The 23,010-nt window shown below is 73.3% G+C and carries 24 protein-coding genes; 12 read left to right on the top strand and 12 right to left on the bottom strand.

Translation table 11 applies throughout. The annotated features are described in order from the left end of the window. Positions 1-25 precede the first annotated feature (25 nt). Entirely contained in the window at positions 26-478 is a 453-nt protein-coding gene (locus AOM01_RS05285; protein ID WP_062290090.1) for a VOC family protein, read from the top strand. 9 nt (positions 479-487) lie between these two features. Here AOM01_RS05285 and AOM01_RS05280 read toward each other — a convergent pair whose 3' ends face one another. Next, positions 488-910: a hypothetical protein gene (locus AOM01_RS05280; protein WP_169746520.1), complete on the bottom strand. Its 423-nt coding sequence runs from the start codon at positions 908-910 to the stop codon at positions 488-490. Positions 911-990: 80 nt separating this feature from the next. Then, positions 991-2,331 (bottom strand): MFS transporter, encoded by a 1,341-nt coding sequence (locus AOM01_RS05275; protein WP_062290085.1) that lies wholly within the window; start codon positions 2,329-2,331, stop codon positions 991-993. Positions 2,332-2,695: 364 nt separating this feature from the next. Between AOM01_RS05275 and AOM01_RS05270 the strand changes: the two genes are divergently transcribed. Both AOM01_RS05270 and AOM01_RS05265 read left to right on the top strand, forming a co-directional pair. Continuing rightward, complete coding sequence (locus tag AOM01_RS05270) at positions 2,696-4,309, top strand: ABC-F family ATP-binding cassette domain-containing protein (protein ID WP_062290082.1); 1,614 nt, start codon at positions 2,696-2,698, stop codon at positions 4,307-4,309. 29 nt (positions 4,310-4,338) lie between these two features. Further along, positions 4,339-5,334 carry an NAD-dependent epimerase/dehydratase family protein gene (locus tag AOM01_RS05265; protein WP_062290078.1) on the top strand — a complete coding sequence of 332 codons (996 nt, stop codon included), beginning with the start codon at positions 4,339-4,341 and terminating at the stop codon, positions 5,332-5,334. Positions 5,335-5,365: 31 nt separating this feature from the next. Here AOM01_RS05265 and AOM01_RS05260 read toward each other — a convergent pair whose 3' ends face one another. The 3 genes from AOM01_RS05260 to AOM01_RS05250 are packed head-to-tail and all read right to left on the bottom strand — an operon-like array spanning position 5,366 to position 9,044. Continuing rightward, positions 5,366-7,210: a cation:proton antiporter gene (locus tag AOM01_RS05260; RefSeq protein WP_062290075.1), complete on the bottom strand. Its 1,845-nt coding sequence runs from the start codon at positions 7,208-7,210 to the stop codon at positions 5,366-5,368. 41 nt (positions 7,211-7,251) lie between these two features. Next, positions 7,252-7,722: a nucleoside deaminase gene (locus tag AOM01_RS05255; RefSeq protein WP_062290072.1), complete on the bottom strand. Its 471-nt coding sequence runs from the start codon at positions 7,720-7,722 to the stop codon at positions 7,252-7,254. Positions 7,723-7,769: 47 nt separating this feature from the next. Further along, positions 7,770-9,044, bottom strand: coding sequence for an ATP-binding protein (locus tag AOM01_RS05250; RefSeq protein WP_062290069.1), 1,275 nt, complete (start codon positions 9,042-9,044; stop codon positions 7,770-7,772). Between the two features lie 219 nt (positions 9,045-9,263). On the opposite strand from AOM01_RS05250, the gene AOM01_RS05245 reads away from it, so the two are divergent. The 3 genes from AOM01_RS05245 (at position 9,264) to AOM01_RS05235 (ending at position 11,176) form a co-directional block, all read left to right on the top strand. Beyond that, positions 9,264-9,656 carry an FKBP-type peptidyl-prolyl cis-trans isomerase gene (locus tag AOM01_RS05245; RefSeq protein ID WP_062290066.1) on the top strand — a complete coding sequence of 131 codons (393 nt, stop codon included), beginning with the start codon at positions 9,264-9,266 and terminating at the stop codon, positions 9,654-9,656. 146 nt (positions 9,657-9,802) lie between these two features. Further along, complete coding sequence (locus AOM01_RS05240; protein WP_062290063.1) at positions 9,803-10,180, top strand: ArsR/SmtB family transcription factor; 378 nt, start codon at positions 9,803-9,805, stop codon at positions 10,178-10,180. A 3-nt stretch (positions 10,181-10,183) separates the two neighbouring features. After that, positions 10,184-11,176: an SRPBCC family protein gene (locus AOM01_RS05235; RefSeq protein WP_062290060.1), complete on the top strand. Its 993-nt coding sequence runs from the start codon at positions 10,184-10,186 to the stop codon at positions 11,174-11,176. Here the strand turns inward: AOM01_RS05235 and AOM01_RS05230 are convergent. After that, on the bottom strand, positions 11,173-11,937 hold the full coding sequence (locus tag AOM01_RS05230; RefSeq protein WP_062290057.1) for a putative protein N(5)-glutamine methyltransferase: 765 nt from the start codon (positions 11,935-11,937) through the stop codon (positions 11,173-11,175). The two genes, AOM01_RS05235 and AOM01_RS05230, sit on opposite strands and share 4 nt — an antisense overlap. 55 nt (positions 11,938-11,992) lie before the next feature. On the opposite strand from AOM01_RS05230, the gene AOM01_RS05225 reads away from it, so the two are divergent. Beyond that, positions 11,993-12,484 (top strand): SRPBCC family protein, encoded by a 492-nt coding sequence (locus AOM01_RS05225; RefSeq protein ID WP_062290054.1) that lies wholly within the window; start codon positions 11,993-11,995, stop codon positions 12,482-12,484. A gap of 1 nt (position 12,485) precedes the next feature. Here AOM01_RS05225 and AOM01_RS05220 read toward each other — a convergent pair whose 3' ends face one another. The 3 genes from AOM01_RS05220 to AOM01_RS05210 are packed head-to-tail and all read right to left on the bottom strand — an operon-like array spanning position 12,486 to position 14,574. Next, positions 12,486-13,256, bottom strand: coding sequence for an ABC transporter permease (locus AOM01_RS05220; protein ID WP_062290051.1), 771 nt, complete (start codon positions 13,254-13,256; stop codon positions 12,486-12,488). Beyond that, positions 13,253-13,987, bottom strand: a complete 735-nt coding sequence (locus AOM01_RS05215) for an ABC transporter ATP-binding protein (RefSeq protein WP_062290048.1) — start codon at positions 13,985-13,987, stop codon at positions 13,253-13,255. Before AOM01_RS05215 ends, AOM01_RS05220 begins: the two co-directional genes overlap by 4 nt. Continuing rightward, entirely contained in the window at positions 13,984-14,574 is a 591-nt protein-coding gene (locus tag AOM01_RS05210) for a TetR/AcrR family transcriptional regulator (RefSeq protein WP_062290045.1), read from the bottom strand. Before AOM01_RS05210 ends, AOM01_RS05215 begins: the two co-directional genes overlap by 4 nt. Positions 14,575-14,634: 60 nt before the next feature. On the opposite strand from AOM01_RS05210, the gene AOM01_RS05205 reads away from it, so the two are divergent. Beyond that, on the top strand, positions 14,635-15,063 hold the full coding sequence (locus tag AOM01_RS05205; protein ID WP_062290043.1) for a cupin domain-containing protein: 429 nt from the start codon (positions 14,635-14,637) through the stop codon (positions 15,061-15,063). A 156-nt stretch (positions 15,064-15,219) separates the two neighbouring features. Here the strand turns inward: AOM01_RS05205 and AOM01_RS05200 are convergent, their stop codons facing one another. Beyond that, positions 15,220-16,653 (bottom strand): DHA2 family efflux MFS transporter permease subunit, encoded by a 1,434-nt coding sequence (locus AOM01_RS05200; protein WP_062290040.1) that lies wholly within the window; start codon positions 16,651-16,653, stop codon positions 15,220-15,222. A gap of 81 nt (positions 16,654-16,734) precedes the next feature. Here AOM01_RS05200 and AOM01_RS05195 point away from each other — a divergent pair, with 81 nt between their 5' ends. Further along, positions 16,735-17,346 (top strand): TetR/AcrR family transcriptional regulator, encoded by a 612-nt coding sequence (locus tag AOM01_RS05195; RefSeq protein ID WP_062290037.1) that lies wholly within the window; start codon positions 16,735-16,737, stop codon positions 17,344-17,346. Here the strand turns inward: AOM01_RS05195 and AOM01_RS05190 are convergent. Continuing rightward, positions 17,316-18,734, bottom strand: a complete 1,419-nt coding sequence (locus tag AOM01_RS05190) for a sensor histidine kinase (protein ID WP_156155843.1) — start codon at positions 18,732-18,734, stop codon at positions 17,316-17,318. The genes AOM01_RS05195 and AOM01_RS05190 overlap by 31 nt on opposite strands. Continuing rightward, positions 18,731-19,414: a response regulator transcription factor gene (locus AOM01_RS05185; RefSeq protein WP_062290033.1), complete on the bottom strand. Its 684-nt coding sequence runs from the start codon at positions 19,412-19,414 to the stop codon at positions 18,731-18,733. The genes AOM01_RS05190 and AOM01_RS05185 overlap by 4 nt, the downstream gene beginning before the upstream one ends. A gap of 179 nt (positions 19,415-19,593) precedes the next feature. Here AOM01_RS05185 and AOM01_RS05180 point away from each other — a divergent pair, with 179 nt between their 5' ends. Genes AOM01_RS05180 through AOM01_RS05170 form a run of 3 tightly spaced genes read left to right on the top strand, consistent with a single transcriptional unit; the run spans position 19,594 to position 22,880 of the window. Continuing rightward, complete coding sequence (locus AOM01_RS05180; RefSeq protein ID WP_082110011.1) at positions 19,594-20,256, top strand: DUF4956 domain-containing protein; 663 nt, start codon at positions 19,594-19,596, stop codon at positions 20,254-20,256. Beyond that, positions 20,253-21,020 (top strand): polyphosphate polymerase domain-containing protein, encoded by a 768-nt coding sequence (locus tag AOM01_RS05175; RefSeq protein WP_062290030.1) that lies wholly within the window; start codon positions 20,253-20,255, stop codon positions 21,018-21,020. Before AOM01_RS05180 ends, AOM01_RS05175 begins: the two co-directional genes overlap by 4 nt. A gap of 15 nt (positions 21,021-21,035) precedes the next feature. Beyond that, the gene (locus tag AOM01_RS05170; protein WP_062290027.1) at positions 21,036-22,880 is read left to right on the top strand and encodes a carbohydrate-binding domain-containing protein; all 1,845 of its coding nucleotides are present in this window, start codon (positions 21,036-21,038) and stop codon (positions 22,878-22,880) included. Positions 22,881-23,010 lie beyond the last annotated feature (130 nt).

Here is a 23,010-nt window from a genome sequence, read left to right as displayed (position 1 = left end):
CCGCGCCGCGAGCCCGGGAGGAACCATGGCGACCGTCTCCACCTACCTCAACTTCGACGGCACCTGCGAGGAGGCGTTCGCCTTCTACAAGGAGGTCTTCGGCGGCGACTACGCGGCCCCGCTGCAGCGGATCGGCGAGGTACCCCAGCCGCCCGGCGCACCCGCGCTGAACGACGAGGAGGCCAACCGGGTCATGCACGTCGCCCTCGAGACCGTCGGCGGGCACCTGATCCACGGCACCGACATCGTGCCGTCGATGGGTCACGTGCTGGTCAACGGCAACGCGATCTCGATCAACGTCGAGCTCGATGACGAGGACGCGTTGCGCGACATCTGGACGCGGTTGTCGGCGGGCGCCGAGATCGAGATGGAACCCACCCCCATGTTCTGGGGCCAGCTGTTCGCGTCCTTCGAGGACCGCTACGGCATCCGTTGGATGATGGTCGCCCCGCTGACCGAGGGGACCGGGCTCGCCTGAGCGACCCGCCTACGAGTCGACGCCGTAGGTCTCCTCGATCGCGTCGAAGAACGCGTCGGCGAGGGACTGGAACGTCTCCCGGTCGAGGCGGATCGGGTCCCCGGAGTCGAGCCCGAGCACCGTCGTGGAGGCGTCGAGGCCCGAGCCCTCCGGCGGGTCGAAGCGACCGCCGTTGCCGTTGAGCGACGCCACCACGGCACGCAGCTCCTGCAGGGGGCCCGGCGAGGCGCCCTCGGCGCCGCGGCCGCGGTCGGTGAACATGCCCTCGAGCTGGCTCGCGACCGCCACGAAGTACTCGTCCTCGATGTCCTGGATCGCGGAGTCCATGGTGCCGTCGCCGGGCGCCTGGCTGCGCAGCAGGTCGAACGCCGCGACCTCCGCCTCGATGCGCCACCGGCAGGAGTCGATGTAGTCGCCGCTGTACTCGCTCACGTGGTCCACGGTCCACCTCCTGGGCCCCAGTATGGCGGGCGGACGCCGGTCGCGGCACGGGTGAGTTCGCGGGCGACCGGTCACGGCTGTGCGGAACGGTCCTCCAGCTGCTGGGCGAGGATGTCCTCGGCCGCCTGCGCACGCCGCTCGCGCTCCTCCTCGACCGCGGTGGGGTAGCGCACCCGGACGAACGGCCTGGACAGCTGGTAGCTGAGCGTCAGACGCGCGTCGCGCACCACCCACGCCGCCGCGGCCAGCGAGACCGCCAGCGCCGCGATCGCGCCCACCCCGATCGACCAGCGCGGACCCCAGTGCTCCCCGATCCACCCGACGATCGGGGAGCCGATGGGCGTGCCGCCGAGGAAGATCATCATGTAGAGCGCCATCACGCGCCCCCGCATGAGCGGCGTGGTGGTGGTCTGCACCGCGGCGTTCGCGGACGTGATCATGGTGAGCGCCGTGAAGCCCACGGGGATGCAGCTGAGGGCGTACAGCCAGTACGAGGGGGCGATCGCCATGAGCCCCGCGGCGACGCCGAACGCGAACGCCGCGCCCACGACCAGGCGCAGGCGGGGCCGCTTGCGCCTCGCGGCGAGCAGCGCGCCCGTGAGCGACCCGATCGCGGTGATCGAGCCGAGGATCCCGTACTCGCCCGGGCCCCTGCCGAACTCGGTGGCCGCCATCATCGCGCTGGTGAGCTGGAAGTTGAGGCCGAGCGCCGCGACGACGCCCACGACCACCATGATCACCACGATGTCCGGGCGGCGGCGGATGTACCGGATGCCCTCGCGCACCTGGCCGCGCCCGCGCGCGGCACGCTCCTGGTGGTGCAGCTCGCCCAGCCGCATCGCCGTGAGCGCGAAGATGGTGGCGCCGAACGTCGCGGCGTTGATGAGGAACACCCACCCCGTGCCGACCGCCGCGATGAGCAGGCCCGCGACGGCAGGCCCGATGAGCCGGGCAGCGTTGAACGAGGCGCTGTTGAGCGCGACGGCGTTCGGCAGCGAACCGCTGGGCACCAGGTCGGACACGAACGTCTGACGTGCCGGGCCGTCGATCGCGGACACCACACCGAGCCCGAGGGCGAACGCGTACACGTGCCACAGCTCCACATGGCCCATCACCGTGAGCAGGCCCAGCCCGAGCCCCATCGCACCCTGGCCGACCTGCGTCCAGATCAGGAGCTTGCGGTGGTCCACCCGGTCGGCGAGCACCCCCGCCCACGCGGACAGGAAGAGGAACGGCGCGAACTGCAGCGCGGTGGTGATGCCGACGGCGACGCCCGACTCGGGGGTGAGCACCGTCAGCACGAGCCAGTCCTGCGCGACCCGCTGCATCCAGGTCCCCACGTTGGACACGAGGGCGCCCGCGAACCACAGGCGATAGTTGAAGAAGCGCAGCGAGGCGAAGGTAGAGGACATGCCACCTGTTCAACCGGCTGACGCGGGCGGTTGTTCCGCGGCGTCGCGTCGGTACTGGCGCCTCCGCCACCCTACGCCCGCGGGCGGGCCCGGCCCGCGCATCGTCCACCCGTACCCACCCCCGCCCGCGCTCCACACGGAATCTGCACATCCACGCCCGCTCGTCGGGAGATGCGATGCGACCTGCGCCGCGGGAGCGCTCCCAGGCGGAGGAACGTGTGGAGCGCGGTCGGCAAGGCGCGTACCCTGGCACGAGCGCGCCGCGAGGGTCGGCGTCGAGGAGGAACGTTGGAGCTCTAGGGACGCCGGACCACGCGTCTGGCCACAGGTCACCTGCACCTTCCAGACCCCTGCGGAGCTCCCCATGCATGCCCTCTCCTTCTCCCACGTCTCCTTCGCGTGGCCCGACGGCCGCGCCCTGTTCACCGACCTCGACCTGACGGTGCCCGCCGGGCTCACGGCGCTCGTGGGTCGCAACGGCATCGGCAAGTCGACCCTGATCCGGCTCGCGGTGGGCGAGCTCGCCCCCGACACGGGCACGGTGACGCGTCCGCCCTCGTGGGCGTACGTGCCCCAGTCCGTGACCCTGGGGCTCGATTCCAGCGTCGCGCACGCGCTGGGCGTCGCATCCCGCGTCGCGGCGCTTCGCGCCATCGAGGCGGGTTCCGTCGACCCCGTCGACTTCGACGCGCTCGCCGACGACTGGTCTGTCGAGGAGCGCGCGACCGCGATGCTCGCCTCGCTCGGCCTGCCCGGCGATCTGGACCGCACCGTCGGACGGCTCAGCGGCGGCGAGGCGGTGCTCCTGACCATCGCCGCGGCGCTGCTCGACGGCCCCGACCTGCTGGTCCTCGACGAGCCCACCAACAACCTCGACGCGCCCGCGCGTGCCGGGCTCGCGGACCGGCTCGCCGCGCGCGACGGCGCGACGCTGGTGGTGAGCCACGACCGCGACCTGCTGGCGCGCGTCGACCGGATCGTCGAGCTGCGCGAGCGCGACGACCGCACCGTGCAGGCGCGAGGGTTCGGCGGCGCGCTCGACGCGTTCGAGTCCGCGCGCGAAGGCGAGCGGGACGCGCTGGCGCGCGACGTCTCCGCCGCCTCGTCGCAGGTGGTGCGCCAGTCACGCGTGCTCGCCGCGCACGCCGACGCGGCGGGCCGGCGACGCCGTGCCGGGGAGAAGGCGCGCGCGGACAGGCGCGTGGTCGGGCTCGCCGCCGACGCGAGGCAGCACCAGGCCGAGCGCACCGACGCCCGCGTTCGCGGGATCCACCAGGACCGGCTCGGCGCCGCCCGCGCGCGGCTCGCGGAGGCCCGCGCCGCGCTGCCGCGCGACCGGACCATCCGCGTCGACCTGCCGGGCACCGCCGTGCCCGAGCGGCGTCTGGTGCTCGAGGCCTCCGGGCTGGTCACGCGCACCGGCGCGACGCTCGACGCGCTGGTGCGCGGTCCCGAACGCATCCACGTCACCGGGCTCAACGGCGCAGGCAAGTCCACGCTGGTGGCGACGCTGCTCGGGGAGGCTCCCGCGGCGGCGGGCGAGGCGCGGATCGGGGTGCCCGTCGGGGTGCTCCCGCAGCGGCTCGTAGGGCTCGACGAGGGGGCCTCGGTGCTCGACAACGTGCGGCGTCGCGCTCCCGGGGCCGAGCCGCAGGAGGTCCGCGACCTGCTGGGACGCTTCCGGTTCCGCGGGGGCGCCGCGGACGCGCCGGTCGCGACGCTGTCGGGCGGGGAGAGGTTCCGCGCCTTCCTCGCGTGCGCGCTGCTCGCGCGCCCGGAGCCGCAGCTGCTGGTGCTCGACGAGCCCACCAACAGCCTCGACCTCGACTCGCAGGCGCAGCTCGTCGAGGCGCTGGACGGGTACCGCGGCGCGTTGCTGGTGGTGAGCCACGACGTCGCGTTCGTGGACGCGATCGCGCCGACCCGCGCGTGGGAGGTGAGGCCGGGCGAGCCGGTCGCCGACCGGCAGCTCCGCTAGGTGTCACCGCGTGCGGCTAGCCTGACCGCATGCCTTCCTTGCTCGTCCTTGGCGGAACCGCGTGGCTGGGACGCGAGATCGCGACCCAGGCGATCGCCCGCGGCTGGGACGTCACGTGCCTCGCGCGTGGCGAGTCGGGTGTGGTCGCGCCGGGCGCGGAGCTGGTGATCGCGGACCGCGACCAGGCTGGCTGCTACGCGGCCGTCGCCCGGCGCGACTGGGACGCGGTGGTCGAGGTCAGCTGGCAGCCGCGACAGGTGCGGGAGGCGGCGCAGGCGCTCGCGGGCCGCGCGCTGCATTGGACCTATATCTCCTCCGTCGCGGCGTACGCCCCCAGCCGGGAGCTCATCGCCGAGGACGCGCCGCTGCGCGAGCCCGCGGCAGTCGACGAGGCGGTGGACGGCTCGCGCTACGACGCCGCGAAGGTGCGCTGCGAGCTGGACACGGCCACCTCGCATCCGGACGCGCTGCTGGTGCGTGCCGGGGTGATCGTCGGTCCCGGCGACCCGACCGAGCGGTTCGCCTATTGGCCGCGCCGGGCCGCGCAGGCCGGCGGGGAGCCGATGCTGGTGCCCGCGCCCCCTGCCCACCCGGTTCAGGTGATCGATGTGCGCGACCTCGTCGCGTGGCTGCTGGGCGCGATCGAGGCGGGCCTGTCCGGCCCCGTCAACGCGGTCGGCGACCAGCGCGAGGGGCTCGAACTCATCGAGCTCATGCGCGAGGTCGCCGGCGCGCACGGCCCCATGGTGCGCCCGTCCGCGCCGTGGCTCCTGGACCATGGCGTGCGCCCGTGGAAGGGACCCGGGTCGCTGCCCCTGTGGGTCCCCGACGACGGTGAGCCGGCACGCATCGGGTACCACGCGGACGCGCGCTACCTCGCGACCGGGGGCACGCGGCGCCCCCTGATCGAGACCGTGCGGGACGTGCTCGTCGAGGAGAGGTCGCTGGGGCTGGACCGTCCCGGGCTCGCGGGCCTGTCCCGCGCGCGTGAGCTGGAGTTGATCGAGGAGTTCCGCGGGGAGTGAGCCCGCCGGGTGGTCGCCGCCGGCGACGCCCCTACGGCGTCGTGGCGCCGTCGATCGCCGCATCGTCCACCACCGGCACCGCGGCCGTGGCGGGCCGCGCCTTGCCGGGGCCCAGATAGAGGACCGTCGACCCCTTGGGCGGGATGAACCGCTGGTCGGGGGAGATGAGCCGCAGCGCGCCGGCCGGGTCGACGGCGCCGAGCGGGATGATGTCGGCGTCCCCGCCCAGGCGCTGCGCGAGCTCGCGCCTGCCGTACTCGCGGGTGAGGTGGGTGGCGTGGACGCGCCAGCCGTCGGCGACATGGGCGTCGAGCGAGGCGAGGTCGGTGGAGCCGTCGAACGCGTACGAGGCGCGCCGCTCGAACGTGAGGGCGCGGCGCTCGCCGGTGCCCTCCGCCGGCGCGACCTGGAAGGACCGGTGGAAGCCGTACTCGGTGCCGAGGCTGCGGGCGACGAGGGCGTTGTAATAGTCGTTGTCGGTGGCCGCGAGCACGTGGCTGACGCCCGCCTCCTCGAGGGTGTCGTCGGCGTGCTCCGACAGCACCTCGCCGAAGTACGTGTCGACGCCCGCCATGCGGGCGGGCTGCAGGCTCTGGTAGCGGCCGTCCGCGACGGTGGTCCTCACGCCGAGGCGCCGGAGCGCCTCCGCGAGCTCGAGCCCGAACCGGGACGCGCCCACCAGCAGCAGCCCGTTGCGCGGCCCCATGGTCAGCCCGAGGCGGCGTGCGAGCGGGGCGAGCGTGAAGCCGTGGGCGATGACGGTCACGATGATCACCAGGAAGACGGTCGGCACCAGCTGCGCTCCGTCGGGGTAGCCCGCGGCCTCCATCGCGGGGCCGAACGAGCCCGCGGTCGCCGCCGCCACGATCCCGCGCGGCGCGATCCATCCCAGCAGGATCCGGTCCGGCTTGGGCACGTCCGAGCGCAGCGTCACCAGCGCGATCGTGACCGGGCGCACCACGAACATCAGCACCACGACGAACGCGACGATGCGCAGGTCGAGCTCGCGCAGGTCCTCGGCGGTGAGCGTGGCCGGGATGACGATGAACAGCGAGCTCACCAGCACGATGGTGAGCCCCTCCTTGAAGTGGAGGAGCTGTTCGCGCTCGGCGAGGCGCATGTTGCCCAGCACCAGGCCCATCGCGGTGACGGCGAGCAGGCCGGTCTCGTCCTGCAGGCGGTTGCCGAGTCCGGCCACGAGCAGGACCGCGACGAGCAGCAGCGGTGACTTGAGGTGGCCGGGGACCCAGCCGCGACGGAACGAGACGCCCATGAGCAGACCCACCGCGGCGCCCATGCCGCCGCCCACGATGATCGCGAACAGGAGGCCGCCGAGGACCGAGACAGGGCCGTCGTCCGCGAGGGAGAACAGCTGGAACGTGAGGAAGGCCAGGGTGACGCCGATGGGGTCGTTGACGATCCCCTCCCACTTGAGCAGCGCCGCGGAGTCGCGCCGCAGGCCCGCCTGACGCAGCAGCGGCGCGATCACGGTGGGCCCGGTGACCACGAGGATCGCGCCGAGCACCAGCGCGACGGGCCAGTCGAAGTCGCCCACCCAGTGCGCGGCGCCCGCGGTGAGGGCCATCGCGACCGGCGGGCCGGCGATGGTGAGGCGGCCGATCCCCTTGCCCACGCGACGGAACTCGGAGAAGCGCAGGCTCATGCCCCCCTCGAACAGGATCACCGCGACGCCGAGCCCGATCAGCTCCGACAGCTCGTCGGGATCGAGGTCCACCGTCACCAGCCCGGTGAAGGGCCCGAGCGTGAGACCCACGGCGATGAGCACCACGATCGCGGGGATCCGCACGCGCGCGGCGAGCAGCTGGGAGGCGAGCCCGGCCACGAGGACCAGGACCACGGACGCGGCGATGTTCACGGGGTGAGCCTAGGGCCGCCGCGTCACCCGCGTGGGGAGCGTCATGTCCAGAACCCCTGGTGCGGCGCCGCTGCCTCGTCCTCGAGCAGCGGGCCGGTCACGTCGATGCGACGCGATCCGGCGCCCAGCACGTCACGGCACGGCAGGCTCAGGGTCGGGTTCTCCTCGTGGGCGCCGGTGAGGGCGAGCAGACCCGTCTCCGCGAGGCCGTAGACCACCGCGCCGATCCCGGACCAGTAGATCGCGCCCGAGCACATGGCGCACGGCTCGCAGCTGGTCACCAGGGTGCACGCCGCGAGCTCGTCCGCGTCGAGCTGGTTCGAGGCGAGGCGCACCAGGTTGGTCTCGGCGTGGCCGGTCGCGTCGCGGTGGGTCACCACGGTGTTCTCGGCCTCGAGGACGATGCGCCCCTCGCCGTCGACCAGCACCGCGCCGAACGGGTGGTTGCCGTGGTCGCGTGCGGCCTGCGAGACGGCGATCGCGCGGCGCAGGTGGTCGAGGTGGTCGCTCATGACGCCAGCCTAGGCAACGTCGCGCCCGCGCGGCGGAGCCTGTCGGGTCAGACGCGCCCGAAGGTCTCGATGTCCTCCGCGAACTCACCCGCCACCTGCGCGGACACCGTCGCGCGGGTGGCGGCGACGGCCTCCAGGTAGTGCGCGGTCGACGGGCCCGCGCCGTCGCCGCCGTCCACCGCGGCCTCGAGCGCCGCCTGGTTCGCGCGGCGGGCGGCGAACTCGATGTCGGCGGGCGTGAACCCGTCGCTCGCCGCCACCATCGCGTCGACGTCGATGGACCGTGCGGCGGCGGGAGGGAGGAACCGGCTCCAGATCGCGGCACGCGCCTCCGCGTCGGGCAGGCCGATCGGGATGACGTAGTCGAAACGACCGTGGCGAAGGAATGCACTGTCGAGCGAGCGGATGAAGTTGGTCGCGCACACCAGCAGCCGGTCGGGTCGCTCGCGGAACGCGGGGATGAGCTTGAGGAGCTCGTTGGTGACGCCCTGGAGGGGCGAGGGCGGGTCGCCGCGGCGGTGGGAGGCGATCTCCTCGACCTCGTCGATGAGGACCACGGCATGCTCGAGCTCGGCGATGCGGTGGAACGTGTCGCGCAGCGCCCCGGCGAGCCCCGCGGGGTCCGCCGCCAGCCTCGACGGGAACACCTCGACGAACGACCAGTCCAGGCGCGATGCGATCGCCTTCGCGAAGGTGGTCTTGCCGGTGCCGGGCGGGCCGAACATCACCACCGCGCGCGGCGGCGCGACGCCGTACCGGTCTGCGAGCGCCGGCTCGGCGAGCGGCAGCACCAGGCGCCGCTCGATGAGGTCCTTCTCGCGCCGCATCCCCGCGACGGCGTCCCAGAGCCCGCCCGGCAGGACGCGTCCGCCCAGCTCCTCGAGCAGGACCATCTCCTCGCGCTGGACACGGATGCGGCGCTCGAGGTATCGCACCGCCTTCTTCTCCGCGAAGCCGGCGTCGCGGAACGCGTCGAGGTGGGTCTGCTCCGCCGGGACCAGGGCGGACAGGGTGCTCGGGCCCGCCTCGGCGACCCGTGTCTCGACGGCGCGCAGGAGCCCGGGGCCGATGCCCACGCCGTGCCAGGCATCGTCCACCCCGTGGAACACCACCCACGCCTGGTTGTGCGCCCGCCGCGCGACGGCGGCCCCCACGATCCGCTCCTGCGCTGTCGCGACCACGGCGATGTCCTCGGTCGCGGACGTCAGCACCTCGGCGAGCGCGTAGACGGGCTCGACGCCCGCTGCCCGCGATCGCTCCCACAGGCGCACCACGGCCTCGAGGTCCTCGGCGTGGGCGTCTCGGATCCTCCAGGCGGGCATGCGGGCCTCCTCGCACCTCGACGTACGTGGCTCCGACGGTACCCCAGGGGGGTATCGGGCGGCGAGGGTTCGCATAGGCCCGACGTGCGGCGGGACGCTCACCGTGCTTGTCGGGCGCTCCGTGCTCCGGGCGGGACAGGCGGTCGGCTCCCGCGACGCGCGCCGTCGGTTCCCGTCGCCCTAGGCTGGCGGGGACAGCCCTCGACTCTAGGAGCGACCATGACCCTGCCCACCATCACCCGCGACGCGAACGGCGCGCCCAGCATCGACTTCGCGGGTGCGGAGAAGCCCGAGGGGCTCGTCGTGGAGGTCCACGAGGCCGGCGACGGTCCCGCCGTGACCGAGGGCCAGCACATCACCGTGCACTACAGCGGCTGGCTGTGGGACGGCGCGAAGTTCGACTCGTCGTGGGACCGCGGCGAGTCCATCTCCTTCCCGATCGCGTACGGCTCGCTCATCGACGGGTGGGTCGACGGGATCGTCGGCCAGCCGGTCGGCTCGAAGCTGCTGCTCGTGGTGCCGCCGGAGTCGGGCTACGGCTTCCGCCCCATGGGTCCGATCCCGGCGGGCTCGACGCTGGTGTTCACCGTGGACGTGCTCGAGGCGCGCTAGCCAGCCGCGCTTGCGCGCTGCCGCGCGCCGGGCGGCTGTCCCGCCCGGCGCGCAGCAGCGCGAGAAGGCACGGTGAGCGTCCCGCCCGCGCCGGGGGAGGCGCGAGCACTTGCGCCCCCGCGGATCCGGGGTTAACGTACAACCAAATGGTTGTAGAAATTGACCTGTCGGACGCCGAGGTGGACCGGATCTTCCGGGCCTTGGCGGACGCGACGCGCCGCGACATCGTCGAGCGCGTCCTCACCGGAGAGCAGTCCGTCAGCGCTCTCGCGGATCGCTACGACATGTCCTTCGCGGCCGTGCAGAAGCACGTCGCGGTGCTCGAGAGGGCGGGACTCGTGACCAAGCACCACCGCGGCCGCGAACGGCTGGTCCGCGGCAACCCCGACACCATCCGACGCGTCCAGCACCTGCTGGACCGCTACGAGCGGCTGTGGCGCGCGCGCATCGACGCGCTCGACGCGCTGCTCGCCGCCCCACCCTCCACCCCGCCTGCCACCACGCCCGTCCCCGAACAGGAGTAGGCCATGCCCATCACCTCCGTCACCAAGGACCCCGAGGCTCTCACCATGACGGTGACCGCGGACTTCGCGGTCCCCGTCCAGCGCCTCTGGGACGCCTACGCGGACCCCCGCCAGATCGAGCGGTTCTGGGGCCCACCCACCTATCCCGCGACGTTCCTCCGCCACGACATGGCCGCCGGCGGCCGCTCGCACTACGAGATGCACGGCCCGGACGGCGACGTCTCCTCCGGCTACTGGGAGTTCATCGCGGTCGACGCGCCGCGATCCTTCGAGGTGCGCGACGGCTTCGCCCGCGAGGACGGCACCCCCAACACCGACATGCCGCACATGCGCATGATCTTCTCCTTCGAGGAGACCGCGGGCGGCTCACGCCTGGTCACCACCACGTGGTTCAACTCCGCCGAGGAGCTCGAGCAGCTGCTCGGCATGGGCATGGAGGAGGGCATGACCCTCGCCATGGGCCAGATCGACGCCGTGCTCGCGGACCTCGAGGCCTTCGCCGCCGGACGTGGCGTGGTCTCCCAGATCCTCTCCGACACCCAGGTCCGCGTGTCCCGCGTGATCCGCGGCACCGCGGAGCAGATCTGGCGCGCCCACCACGAGCCCGAGCTGATGAAGCGCTGGCTCCTGGGCCCCGACGGGTGGGAGATGCCCACCGCGATCATCGCCCAGCACGTGGGCGACTCGTACCGCAACGAGTGGGCGCCCGTCCCCGGCGGCCCCGCGGACGGCGCCCCGCCGTTCGGCTTCGAGGGCGAGCTCCTCGAGTCCGAGCCGCCCTACCGCGAGATGACCACCGAGCGGATGATCGGCATGGAGGGCCCCGGCACCACCAACGAGCTCACCCTCACGCCCCGCGAGGAGGGCGGCACGCTGCTCAGCCTCCTCATCACGTACCCGAGCGCGGAGCTGCGCGACATCGTGCTCGCGACGGGCATGACCGACGGCATGGAGGCCAGCTACGCCCGCCTCGAGTCCGCGCTGGTGGACGCCTAGCGCCGGCCCGCCACGGCCACCGCGCCGAGCTCCTCATCCCGCTCGACGCGCACCTCGAGGCCCTCGTCGGCCGCCGCCTCCGCGGTGAGCGCGACGAGGGCCTCGCTCGTCTCGACCACCACCGTTCCGCCCGGTCGCAGCAGGCGGGACGATGCCGCGAGCACCGCGCGCTGCAACCTCGCCCCGTCGGGGCCGCCGTCGAGCGCGTGGCGCGGCTCGTGGTCGCGGGCCTCGCGCGGCATCAGGGGGATCGCCTCGGTCGGCACGTACGGGGGGCAGGCGGTGAGCACGTCGACCGTGCCGTCCAGGTGGCGCAGCGCGGAATCGACGTCGGATACCAGGGACGATGCGCGGTACGGGGCGAGGCTGGCGGCCGCCAGGGCAACCGCGGCCGGGTCCACGTCCGCCGCCACCACGGCGACGTCGGGCCGTGCCGCGCAGACGGCGATCGCGATCGCCCCGACGCCGCAGCACAGGTCCACCACCAGGCCGTCCTCGGGCGCCGCGGCGGCGGCCAGGCGTGCGATCAGCTCGGTGCGCCGCCGCGGCACGAACAGCCCCGGCGCCACCGGGACCCGCAGCCCCGCGAAGTCGACCCACCCGACCACCTGCTCGAGGGGATCGCCCGCGATGCGCCGCACGAGCATCGCCTCGAGGCGCGCGGGATCGCCCGCCGCCGCCTCGCGGATCAGCGCGGCCTCGTCCTCCGCGAACACGCTCCCGGCCGCGCGCAGCCGGGCCGCCGCATCGTCCCCCGTCACGCTCGCACGCTACCGCTCCGGTGGCGGATCCAGGGGAAGCGTGGACACTGGAGGGATGGACCCGGACCAGATCGACCCTGCCAGCGAGGGGCGCGTCCTGTCCCCGGATGACGGCGATTACCTGCGCTTCGAGCGCCGCCTCGCGCACCCGCCCGCCGAGGTGTGGGAGGCGCTCACGCATCCCGACCGCACCGCGGCGTGGGCGTTCCGCACCGAGTTCGAGCCGCGCGAGGGCGGCACCGTGATCATGTCCTCGAGCGGCGAGGGCGAGGTGCTCGCGTGGGACGAGCCGCACGCGCTCGAGTACGCGTGGGAGGGCTACGGCGGGCGGTGGCACGTGCGGATCGCGATCGCGGAGCTGCACGACGGCACCCTCCTGACCTTCGACCACGTCGCGCCGGACCCCAACAATCCCGACTTCGCGGCGGGGTGGCACTGGCACCTCGACCGGCTCGAGCTGCATCTGTCGGGCGAGGTGCCTCCGCGGGTCGACTCGGACGCGCACTTCGAGGAGCTGCAGCGCCTCTACGCGCACGCCGAGGGCTGAGTCAGTCCAGCCGCGCGTGCGCGAAGGCGCGCACCGCAGCCCAGCACCCGGCCGCCGCGAACGCGGCCGCGAGCACCAGCGACCAGGGGCCGATCGCCGCCGCCTCCTCGGGTCCGCCGGCACCCGCCCACATCGCCGGGGCGATGTATGGCACCCAGGCGCCCGTGCCCAGCATCGCGAGGATCTGGCTCGCCGCCGTCACCGCGATGATCGCCCCCGCGGCGCCCAGGTATCCGCGCGAGCGGACCGCGACCCACCCGAAGCCGAGCGCCAGGGCCGCCATGAGCAGCCCCGCGACCCAGACCCGCGCGAGCTGGACGGCCACCGCGCCGGTGAGCGACGCGCCGTCGGCGAGCATGAGCCCGCCCACCACCAGCGCCATCGCGAGCGTGAGGCACGCGGCGGCCCAGACCGCCACCACCGTGAGTTTGGCGCGGGCGATCCTGGCGCGGGAGACGGGCAACGCGAACAGCGAGCCGAGCGTGCCGTCCGCCCATTCGCGCCCCACCAGCCATGCGACGGCGAAGCCCACGCCGATCAGCGCGACCACGGACACCACCTGGCCAGCGAGCGCGGCGACGGCCTCGCCCACGGTGCCCTCCCGGTAGGGCGCGAGCTTCGCCGCTGAGGGTCCGGCCGCGTCCGCAGCGCGCGCCACCAGCACCATGCCGACGGACATGAGCGGGGGGAACGCGGTGAGCAGCACCGTCGCGAGGCGCGCGGTGAGCGACCGCGAGAACGTCGGGACCTGCAGCGCGAGCGCGGGGCTCATGCCGCCACCTCCACCCGGTGACCGGCATCCCAGGCACGCACCGCCTCGAAGAACCGGCGCTCGAGGTCCACCTCGCCGGGCTCGAGGGTGCCGATCACGCGTCCGGCGTGGACGAGCGTGATGCGGTGCGCGATGCGTGAGACCTCGTCGAGGTGGTGGCTCGACACCAGGACGCCGGCGCCGCGCGCGGCCGCGGCCAGGATGACGTCGCGCAGCAGCAGGATGCCCGCGGGGTCGAGAGCGTTGGTGGGCTCGTCGAGGATGAGGAGGTCGGGGCGGTGCGCGGCGACGCAGGCGAGCCCCAGCCGCTGGCGGTTGCCGAGCGACAGGCCGCGTGCGCGGCGCCCGGCCCACGGGGCGAGCTCCAGCCGTGCGAGCCAGGACCGTGCGGCGGCCGCCGCGGCGTCTCGGTCGAGGCCGTGCAGGCGCGCGGCGTGGACCACGTTGTCGCGGACGGAGAGCTCCGGGTAGCCGAACGGCTGGTCGATCGCGAAGCCCAGGCGGGCGAAGACGGCCGGTCCGGCCTGCGCGAGCGGGGTGCCGCACAGCCGCACCTCGCCCGCGTCGAGCCGGGTGTGTCCCACCATCGCCTTCATGGCCGTGGTCTTGCCGGCGCCGTTGAGCCCGACGATGGCGTGGATCTGTCCGGGCTCGACCGTGAGGCTGAGCCCGTCGAGGGCGCGCAGGTCGCCGTAGGCGCGCACGGCGCCCGAGATCTCGAGAAGGGTCATGGGGTGGCTCCGAGGAAGGCGGGCACCGGGGCGTCCGCGAGCTGAGGGGTGACGGTGACGACCGCCTCGGTGAGGAGGTCGCCCAGGGTGCGGTCGGTGCCGGCGGTCGCCCAGTCGAGCAGCGCCGCGGTGATCGCGGCGAGGCAGGCGGCGGCGGCGATGCGGGTCTCCCGCTCGCGTCCGGGCGCCGCGGCGACCTCGACGATCGCGCGCTCCGTCTCCGCGGTGTTGGACGCCATGCCCGCCTGGAGCTCGGGCACGCCGGCCGCGATACGCAGCCCGCGGCGGGCGGACTCGGTGGGCTCCTGGTCGAGCAGCGGGGCGAGCGAGAGCATGCCGCGCGCGACGCGCTCGATCGCGGGCAGGTCCGCCGGCTGGGCGGCCACCGCGGCGGCGATGACCGGGTCGAACGGGTCGTCGAGGAGGACCCGCTCCTTGGTGGGGAAGTGGCGGAAGAACGTCATGTGGCTGACGCCCGCCGCGGCCGCGATCTCCTCGACGGTGACCGCGCGGTAGCCGCGCGCCTCGAACAGGTCGAGGGCGGCGGACTGGAGGCGGGCCCTGGTGGCCGCGGCGCGGGTGCTCATGCCCCAAGTGTTAGTCACTAACATCTATTGCGCAAGGGGTGCGGGCGATACGGTGCCCGGATGAGCGATTACCAGGTGTTGGAGATGGGCGCCCTCGACGGATGGCGCGACCACCACGGCGGTTTCCAGCCGCACACGCAGCGCGACGGGCGCCGCGTGGTGGACCACGAGCTGGCGATGCAGTACATCGGGATGACGGCCAACGCCTTCGTGCCGGGCGAGGAGGCGGGCTACTGGCACACGCATCGCGACATCGAGGAGCTCTACGTGTTCCTCGCGGGCCGCGGCCAGATGGCCCTCGACGGCGACATCGTGGACGTGGGGCCCGGCACCGCGGTGCGCGTGGGCCAGGGCGTGTGGCGCACGTGGCGGTGCGTGCCCGACAGCCCCGAGCCGATGCGCTGGTTCTGCATCCGCGCGGGCGGCGGCGAGCTGCCGCACCTGCCGGACGACGCTACGCGCGACGAGGGCCGCCCCTCGCCGTGGTGAGCGCTCGTCCGGGCGCGACGCGACCGCGCTCCACACGTGAGGCCGGCCTTGGGCCGATCTCGATGCCGCTCGCCCCGTGAATCCCGAGATGACGGTGGGGAGTGGCAGAAACCGTGTGGAACGCGGTCGGGGTGGGTGCGCGTGGTGCGGTGCGCCTCAGGCCGGCTGGAGCGCGCTCGCGGTCGACGCGGCCACGGGCGAGCCGCCCAGCTCCGCGCGGCGCGACGGCAGCAGCGTCGCGACCAGGGTGGTGACCAGGAGGATCGCCGCACCCCACAGGACGGCCGTCTGCGCGGCGTCCGTGTAGCCGGTGGGGGTGAGCTCGCCGCCCACGCCGGTGAACACCGCGGTGAGCACCGCGATGCCGAGCGCGACCCCGATCTCCCGCACGGTCGCGTTGGTGCCGGAGGCGCGCGCGTGGTCCTCGTCGCGCATGTGCGCGAGCACCGCAGTCGCGAGCGGCGCGAACACCAGCCCCATGCCCACGCCGCAGGCCACGAAGCCGGGCACCAGGGTGCCGTACGCGACGGCGGGGTCGAGCACCACGCCGATCCACGCGAGGCCCGCGGCCTGCAGCGCGACGCCGGCCGTCACGAGGACGCGGGTGCCGACGCGCGGCGCGACGATCCCCGTGAGCGGGGCGACCACCAGCGGGGCCATGGTCCACGGCATGGTCATCGCGCCCGCCTCGAGCGGGGACTTGCCCTGCACCACCTGCAGGAACTGGATGAGGATGAACACCGCGCCGAAGATCCCGACGGAGAACATGAGGCCCACCGCGTTCGCGACGGAGAACGACCGGTCGCGGAACAGCCGCAGCGGCAGCAGCGCCTCCTCGCGGCGGCGGTGCTCCCACACGAGGAACGCGACCAGCAGGACCGCCCCGCCCACGAGGCCGGCGAGCACCTGAGGCGAGGTCCACCCGGCATCGTTCCCTCGCACGATCCCGAAGACCAGGCCGAACACGGACGCCATCCCGAGGCCGAGGCCCACCAGGTCGAGCCGCACCGCTGCGCCGCGGGTCTCGGTGAGGAACGCCCGGATGAGGACCAGCGCGAGCACGCCCACCGGCACGTTCAGCCAGAAGATCGCGTGCCAGGTGAGGCCCTCGACCACCGCGCCGCCGATCAGCGGGCCCACGGCGACGCCCAGGCCGGCGACGCCGCCCCAGATGCCGATCGCGAGGGGCCGCATGCGCGCGGAGACGTTGGTCGACAGGATCGCGAGCGACAGCGGCATGAGCGCCGCGCCGCCGACGCCCTGGAGCACCCGGGCGGCGATGAGGGTCTCGGCGGTCGGGGCGAGCGCGCACAGGATCGACGCGAATGTGAACAGGGTCACCCCGCCGGCGAAGATCCGGCGGCGTCCGAACCGGTCGCCGAGCGCGACCGCCATGAGGATCATGCTCGCGAACGCGAGCGAGTAGCCGTTGATGAACCACTGGAGCTGCTCGAGCGTCGCGTCGAGGTCCGTCGCGAGGACGGGCAGCGCGTTGGTGACCACGAGGTTGTCGAGGCTCGCCATGAAGGCCGGGATCGACGCCGCGAGGATCACGAGACCCACGGGCGTCCGGCGTGCGGTGGTGGACATGTTCCCTCCCCGGAACGGTTCTGAGTAATCAATTGATTACTACATCTCGACACGCTAGTAATCGCTTGATAACCTGTCAACATGAGCACCGCGGATACCCGTCTGACCAGCGACGACAGGCGCGAGCAGATCCTTGCCGCGGCCACCGTGGTGTTCGGTGAGCGGGGCTACGCGGGTGGCACCACCGATGCCATCGCGAAGCAGGCCGGGATCTCCCAGGCCTACGTGGTGCGCATGTTCGGTTCCAAGGAGCGCCTGTTCCTCGAGGTCGCCCGCCGTGCCACCGGCCGCCTGCGCGAGCGGTTCGGCCTGGTCATCTCCTCCTTCACGGGTGCGGAGACGTCGCAGGACCGGCAGTCGGCGCTGGGGGTCGCGTACGCGGAGCTCGTCTCCGACCGCGGCACGCTGCTCGCGCTGCTGCACCTGTTCGGACTGGGGGCTGATCCGGTGTTCGGCCCTGAGGGGCGCGAGTGCTTCCTGTCCGTCTACCGCCTGGTGCGCGAGGAGGCGGGCTTCACGCCCGAGGAGACGGTCGAGTTCTTCTCACGCGGCATGCTCATGACCATCCTCCTCGCGCTCCGCATGCCCGACGCCACGGATCCGGCCGCGTCGGAGCTGCTGGTCACCGCGATGGGTCCGCAGTGCGAGGCGATCCTCGCGGGCTACGAGAGCGCGGTGTCCGCGACCGTCTGAGCCGCCGCCGGGAACGCGAGGCTCACCGTGGTGCCGCGACCCTCCGCGGAGTCGACGTCGAGCGTCCCGCCGTGCACCGAGACGATCGCGGCCGTGATCGCGAGCCCCAGGCCCGAGCCGCCCGTCGCGCGGGTGCGCGAGTGGTCGCCGCGCACGAACCTCTCGGTCGCGCGCGCCGCCACGTCGGGCGCCATGCCGGGGCCGTCGTCCTCGATGTCCACCCGGGCCACCGCATCGTCCCTGCGCACCCGGACGGTGACGTGCGAGCCGCCGTGGACCGCCGCGTTGGTCACCACGTTGATGAGCGCCTGGCGGAGGCGGTCCGGGTCGCCCTCGATGGTGACGGGCTCGGGCGCGTCGAGCGTGAAGGTGACGCCCTCGCGTGCGGCGGTCGCGTCGCGCACCACCTCGCCGCACACGTGCGAGAGGTCGAGCGCGATGGGGGACAGCTGCGGCTCGGCGTCGTAGCGGGCGAGCTCGAGCATGTCCTCGACCAGGCGGCGCATGCGGCTCGCCTCGGCCTCGGTGCGCGCCCACGCGTCGGCCACGTCCTCGTCCCGCTTGAGGGCGCCGCGACGGTACAGCTCCGCGTAGCCGAGCACCGTGGTGAGGGGGGTGCGGAGCTCGTGGGAGGCGTCGGCGACGAACTCCCGCAGGCGAGCCTCGGACCGCTCGCGCTCCTCGAGCGAGGCGGTGAGCGTGTCGACCATGGTGTTGAGCGAGGCCGCGAGCTCGGCGGACTCGCTGCCGCGGCCCCGGCCCTCGAGGCGCACGTCCAGGTCGCCCTCCGCGATGCGCGTCGACGCGTCGACCATCCGCCGCATGGGCGCGATGCCGAGCCGGATGACCCACCAGCCCACCACGGCGAGCGCGGCGAGGATGAAGGCGATGCCGAGCGCCTCGATGAGGATCAGGCGGTGCGTCGTCGCCTCGACCGAATCGAGGGGCAGCGCGGTGAGGTCGGTGCCGAGCGTGGTGGCGCGTGCGAGCACGCGCCACTCGCCCTCGCCGTCGGACGATGCGACGGTGAAGTAGGACTTCCCGGTCGCGGGCATCTCGGCGGCCTCGATGAGAGGGCGGGAGCCGGACGAGTCGGTGGTGTTCGGCACGAAGAGCACCTCCACCTCGCCGTTGGACGCGAGCACCGCCTGCCACGCCTCCGAGGGGCGTGCGTACTCGCCCTGGATCTCTTCGGGGTCCGCGAGCGAGGGCTTGTGGTCGTAGTCGAACGGGCCCGAGAAGGATGCGAGGCGCTCGTCGATCTGGGTGACCAGGTGCGAGTGGGTGACGCCGGTGACGGCGATCGCGACGGCGATCGCGATCGCGGCGATCGCGCCCAGCCCGATCAGCAGGCGCGAGCGGAGGCTCATGCCCGGGGAAGCGGTCACGGCAGCCTCAGCGTGTAGCCCACCCCGCGGATCGTGTGGATCAGCTTGGGGTCGACGGTGTCGACCTTGCGGCGCACGTAGCCGATGTAGGTCTCGACCACGCCCGGGTCGTCGTCGCGCGAGTAGCCCCACACGCCCTCGAGGAGCTGGCCGCGGGACAGCACACGGCCCGTGTTCTGCATGAGGTGGCGCAGGAGGTTGTACTCGGTGGGGGACAGCTGGATGTCCTCGCCCGCACGGGTCACGCGGTGCGCGACGTCGTCGAGCTCGAGGTCCGCCACGCGGTAGACGTCAGAGGCGCTCGGGGTGCGCTCGACGCGGCGCGACACGGCCTCGACGCGGGCGACGAGCTCGTCCAGGTTGAACGGCTTCTCGAGGTAGTCGTCGCCGCCGATCGTGAGGCCCTCGACCTTGTCCTGCGAGCTGTCGCGCGCGGTGAGGAAGATGATCGGGGTGCGGTCGCCCGATTCGCGCAGGCGGCGCGTCACAGCGAAGCCGTCGAGTCCCGGCATCATCACGTCGAGCACGATGAGGTCGGGGCGCTGCTCGCGTGCGGCCTTGAGCCCGGCCTGGCCGTCGCTGGCCTCCGAGACGTCGTAGCCCGCGTATCTGAGGGCGGCGCAGAGCATGGTGCGGAGGTTGTCCTCGTCATCGACCACGAGGATGCGGCGTTCAGGCATGCCCCCAGTATCGCGGCTCAACCTGAGCATTCGCTGGGAGGCCGCTGGGCGTGGACGGGGAGAGGCGTCCCCGGTCAACTCTCCCGGCCCTCCCAGTGTTCTCCCAGGTCCCGTCGGTTAACTCGAGGTGAACAACGGCCCGGAGCGCCACTCCGACGCCCCAGACCCGAGAGGTGCCCATGCCCTACTACGCCTTCATCGCCGCGGACCTGATCGCGATCGCCATCCTCGTCTTCGGCCTCTACTTCCCGCGTCACCGCCGGCGCGACCTGATCGTCGCGTTCCTGTCGATCAACGTCGGCGTCATGGGGGTGACGTACGCGATGACCAACGCGGACATCTCGCTCGGCTTCGGCATGGGCATCTTCGCGGTGCTGTCCATCATCAGGCTCCGCTCGACCGAGATGGACCACGCCGAGATCGCGTACTACTTCACCGCGATCGCGCTCGGCCTCCTGGGTGGCTTCCCCGCGCTGTCCGCGTCGCTCAGCTTCACGCTCATGGCGGTCCTGCTCGGCGTCATCCTCGTGGGCGACAACCCGCGCCTGTTCCCGCGCAGCCGTCAGCAGCAGATGGTGCTCGATCGCGCGTTCACCACGGAGGAGGACGCCGCGAACCACCTCGCGCTGCTGCTGGGCGCGACCATCAACCGCGTCGCGATCCGCCGTGTCGACCTGCTCAACGAGTCGACCATGGTGGACGTCCGCTACACCCTCCCGCCCGCCGGCGCCGCGACGTACGATGCGCCGGTCGCCGCCGAGCGTCCGGCCGCCTCGGTGCGACCGGCGGCGAGCGAGCGACCCCTCGCGATGGACGTCCCCGCCGCCGAGGTGGCCCGGTGAGCGGCTGGCAGCAGCGGGTCGCGTCGCTGCCGGCCGTGACGCTCGCCGAGCTCGAGGTCGAGGCCGCGCTGCTGACCCGGGTGGACCGCAAGTACATCGTGTCGCCTGCGCTCCTCACCGAGGTGCTCGACTCCGTGGCCGGGCTACGTGCGCTCGAGATCGACGGCGAGCGGTCCTTCGGGTACGCGTCCGTCTACTTCGACACCCCCGACCTCGAGTCCTACCGCGACGCCGCGCGTCGCCGGCCCGCCCGCTACAAGGTCCGCACCCGCGAGTACCTCGACACCGGCGGTCGTGCCATCGAGGTGAAGCTGCGCTCCGCCAAGGGCGAGACGGTCAAGCACCGCGAGTGGATCGGCGCGGAGGTGGCGCGCGGCGCCGCCCTCGACGGCGAGGCCAGGGCGTTCGTCGCATCGTTCCCGCAGGTCGGCGACGCCGTCGACGCCCTGAGCCCCATCCTCACCACGCGCTACCGCCGCTCGACGCTGGTCGCGGACGGCGCCCGCGTCACGATCGACCAGGACGTGACCGCGGTCGAGGCCGGCGGCGAGTCCGTGGGCTTCGGCGCCGCCCTCATCCTCGAGACCAAGTCCTCCCTGCGGGCCGGCGACGTCGACCGCGCGCTCTGGGCCCGCGGCGTCCGCCCGGCCCGCGTCTCCAAGTACTGCACCACCCTGGCCGCGCTGCAGCCCGAGCTTCCGGCGAACCGCTGGAACCGCACCCTGCGCCGCCACCTGACCCCCACCGTGTCCACCGCGGCCTGAGAAAGGCGATCGATCATGCGCAAGCCCACCACCGTCTTCGCCGGCATCCTCGCCGGCACCCTGCTCCTCGCGGGCTGCTCCACCACCACCGGCTCCGACGCCGCGTCCACCACGGCCGGGACGGAGGAGACCACCACGACGACCACCGCCGCGACCTCGACGGACCTCACCGAGGTCGCGTACGAGGACCTCGGGGTCAACGACCTCGACACCTCGGCCGACCTCGACGGGGCCATCGACGTCACCCTCTCCGACTCGGGTTCCACCGGCGGCGACGGGGTGAGCGTCGACGGCGACACGGTCACCATCACCGCCGGCGGCACCTACCGCCTCTCCGGCAGGCTCTCCGCGGGGCAGGTGGTGGTCGATACCGCTGACGAGGACGTCACCCTGGTCCTCGACGGCGTCGACATCACCTCCCCCGACACCGCCGCGATCGACATCGAGGGCGCCGACGAGGTGGTGATCTGGCTCGAGGACGGCTCCACCAACACCCTGTCCGACGCCGCCGACGCCACCGCGGCGGAGGACTCCGAGTCGGACGTGCCGAACGCCACCCTGTACTCGACCGCGGACCTGTGGATCGCGGGCGACGGCGCGCTCAGCGTGAACGCGGTCGCCGAGGACGGCATCGCCTCCAAGGACGGGCTCGTCATCGAGTCCGGATCGATCTCCGTCACCGCGGCGGACGACGGCATCCGCGGCAAGGACTACCTGGTGATCTCCGGCGGCGACATCACCGTCGACGCCGAGGGCGACGGGCTGAAGTCCACCAACGAGGCCCTCGACGAGGAGACCGCGGTCGGCGTCGTGTGGATCTCCGGCGGCACGTTCGACATCGCCTCCGGCGTCGACGGCATCGACGCGGTCAACCAGGTCACCGTCGAGGGCGGCGACCTGTCGATCGCGGCCGGCGACGACGGCATCACCACCGACGGGGTGCTGCACGTCTCGGACGGCACCATCGACGTCTCGACGTCGGTCGAGGGCCTCGAGGGCGGGGTCATCCTGCTCAGCGGCGGCACCGGGACCATCAAGTCGAGCGACGACGGCGTCAACGTCTCGGGCGGCACCTCGTCCGGAGGCGGCGACATGGGCGGCCAGATGGGCGGAGGGATGCCCGGCGGCGGCGAGATGGGCGAGCGCCCGTCCGGCGGGATGCCCGGCGAGTCCACCACCGACACCACCACCGACTCGGGCACCGCGACCTCGACCACGTCCTCGGTGACCTCGGCGGCGTACGCGACCGACGCATCGTCCACCGGCACGACCTCTGCCGACACCGCCACGACCGACGGGTCGACGGACGGCACGGATGCGACCACCGTGGCCGGCGGCGGCATGGGCGGCATGGACCAGGCCGTCGAGGGCCGCTACCTCGAGATCTCCGGAGGCACCTGGTACATCGACGCGGACGGCGACGGGCTCGACTCGAACGGCACCGCGACCATGACCGGCGGCACCGTGGTGGTCGACGGCCCCACCAGCAGCGGCAACGGCGCGCTCGACGTCAACGGCGAGTTCACCATCAGCGGCGGCACCCTCGCGGCGTCGGGGGCCTCGGGCATGCTCGAGACCCCGACCGCCGACGGTCAGGGCGTGCTCACCATCACGTTCGCGTCCGCGATCGCGGCGGGCACGCCGATCACCGTGACCGATGCGGACGGCAGCCAGGTGGCGACGTTCACCACCGGCAAGATCTCGCAGTCGCTGGTGCTGTCCTCGGACGGGATCGCGTCGGGCGAGACCTACACCATCACCACCGGCGCGACCGTGTCGGGCGACGCGGTGGCCGGCGGGCTGGTGCTCGGCGACGCCGCGACCGGCGGCGACGAGCTGGGCACGGTGACCGCGGACTGACCCGCGGCTCCGGCCACTGCCGCGCGCTCCTCCACACACGTGACCCCGGATCGGGCCCATGCCGAGCATGTGCCCGCTCACCTCGGGGGTGGTGTGTGGAGGAGCGCTTCTCCCGTGTGGATGAGCGCAC

The sequence above is a fragment of the Demequina phytophila genome (assembly GCF_000971135.1).
GTDB lineage: Bacteria > Actinomycetota > Actinomycetes > Actinomycetales > Demequinaceae > Demequina > Demequina phytophila.
The sequence above is the reverse complement of the archived record's forward strand: the minus strand, read 5'-3'. Positions and strand labels throughout refer to the sequence as shown.

Bases quoted from the DNA above. Each gene is read 5' to 3' on its own strand.
- AOM01_RS05255 (WP_062290072.1), bottom strand. From the start codon at position 7,722: ATGAGCGACCACCTCGACCACCTGCGCCGCGCGATCGCCGTCTCGCAG.
- AOM01_RS05250 (WP_062290069.1), bottom strand. From the start codon at position 9,044: ATGCCCGCCTGGAGGATCCGAGACGCCCACGCCGAGGACCTCGAGGCC.
- AOM01_RS05265 (WP_062290078.1), top strand. From the start codon at position 4,339: ATGCCTTCCTTGCTCGTCCTTGGCGGAACCGCGTGGCTGGGACGCGAG.
- AOM01_RS05220 (WP_062290051.1), bottom strand. From the start codon at position 13,256: ATGAGCCCCGCGCTCGCGCTGCAGGTCCCGACGTTCTCGCGGTCGCTC.
- AOM01_RS05275 (WP_062290085.1), bottom strand. From the start codon at position 2,331: ATGTCCTCTACCTTCGCCTCGCTGCGCTTCTTCAACTATCGCCTGTGG.
- AOM01_RS05235 (WP_062290060.1), top strand. From the start codon at position 10,184: ATGCCCATCACCTCCGTCACCAAGGACCCCGAGGCTCTCACCATGACG.
- AOM01_RS05210 (WP_062290045.1), bottom strand. From the start codon at position 14,574: ATGAGCACCCGCGCCGCGGCCACCAGGGCCCGCCTCCAGTCCGCCGCC.
- AOM01_RS05180 (WP_082110011.1), top strand. From the start codon at position 19,594: ATGCCCTACTACGCCTTCATCGCCGCGGACCTGATCGCGATCGCCATC.
- AOM01_RS05240 (WP_062290063.1), top strand. From the start codon at position 9,803: ATGGTTGTAGAAATTGACCTGTCGGACGCCGAGGTGGACCGGATCTTC.
- AOM01_RS05270 (WP_062290082.1), top strand. From the start codon at position 2,696: ATGCATGCCCTCTCCTTCTCCCACGTCTCCTTCGCGTGGCCCGACGGC.
- AOM01_RS05285 (WP_062290090.1), top strand. From the start codon at position 26: ATGGCGACCGTCTCCACCTACCTCAACTTCGACGGCACCTGCGAGGAG.
- AOM01_RS05215 (WP_062290048.1), bottom strand. From the start codon at position 13,987: ATGACCCTTCTCGAGATCTCGGGCGCCGTGCGCGCCTACGGCGACCTG.
- AOM01_RS05245 (WP_062290066.1), top strand. From the start codon at position 9,264: ATGACCCTGCCCACCATCACCCGCGACGCGAACGGCGCGCCCAGCATC.
- AOM01_RS05170 (WP_062290027.1), top strand. From the start codon at position 21,036: ATGCGCAAGCCCACCACCGTCTTCGCCGGCATCCTCGCCGGCACCCTG.
- AOM01_RS05205 (WP_062290043.1), top strand. From the start codon at position 14,635: ATGAGCGATTACCAGGTGTTGGAGATGGGCGCCCTCGACGGATGGCGC.
- AOM01_RS05200 (WP_062290040.1), bottom strand. From the start codon at position 16,653: ATGTCCACCACCGCACGCCGGACGCCCGTGGGTCTCGTGATCCTCGCG.
- AOM01_RS05195 (WP_062290037.1), top strand. From the start codon at position 16,735: ATGAGCACCGCGGATACCCGTCTGACCAGCGACGACAGGCGCGAGCAG.
- AOM01_RS05185 (WP_062290033.1), bottom strand. From the start codon at position 19,414: ATGCCTGAACGCCGCATCCTCGTGGTCGATGACGAGGACAACCTCCGC.
- AOM01_RS05225 (WP_062290054.1), top strand. From the start codon at position 11,993: ATGGACCCGGACCAGATCGACCCTGCCAGCGAGGGGCGCGTCCTGTCC.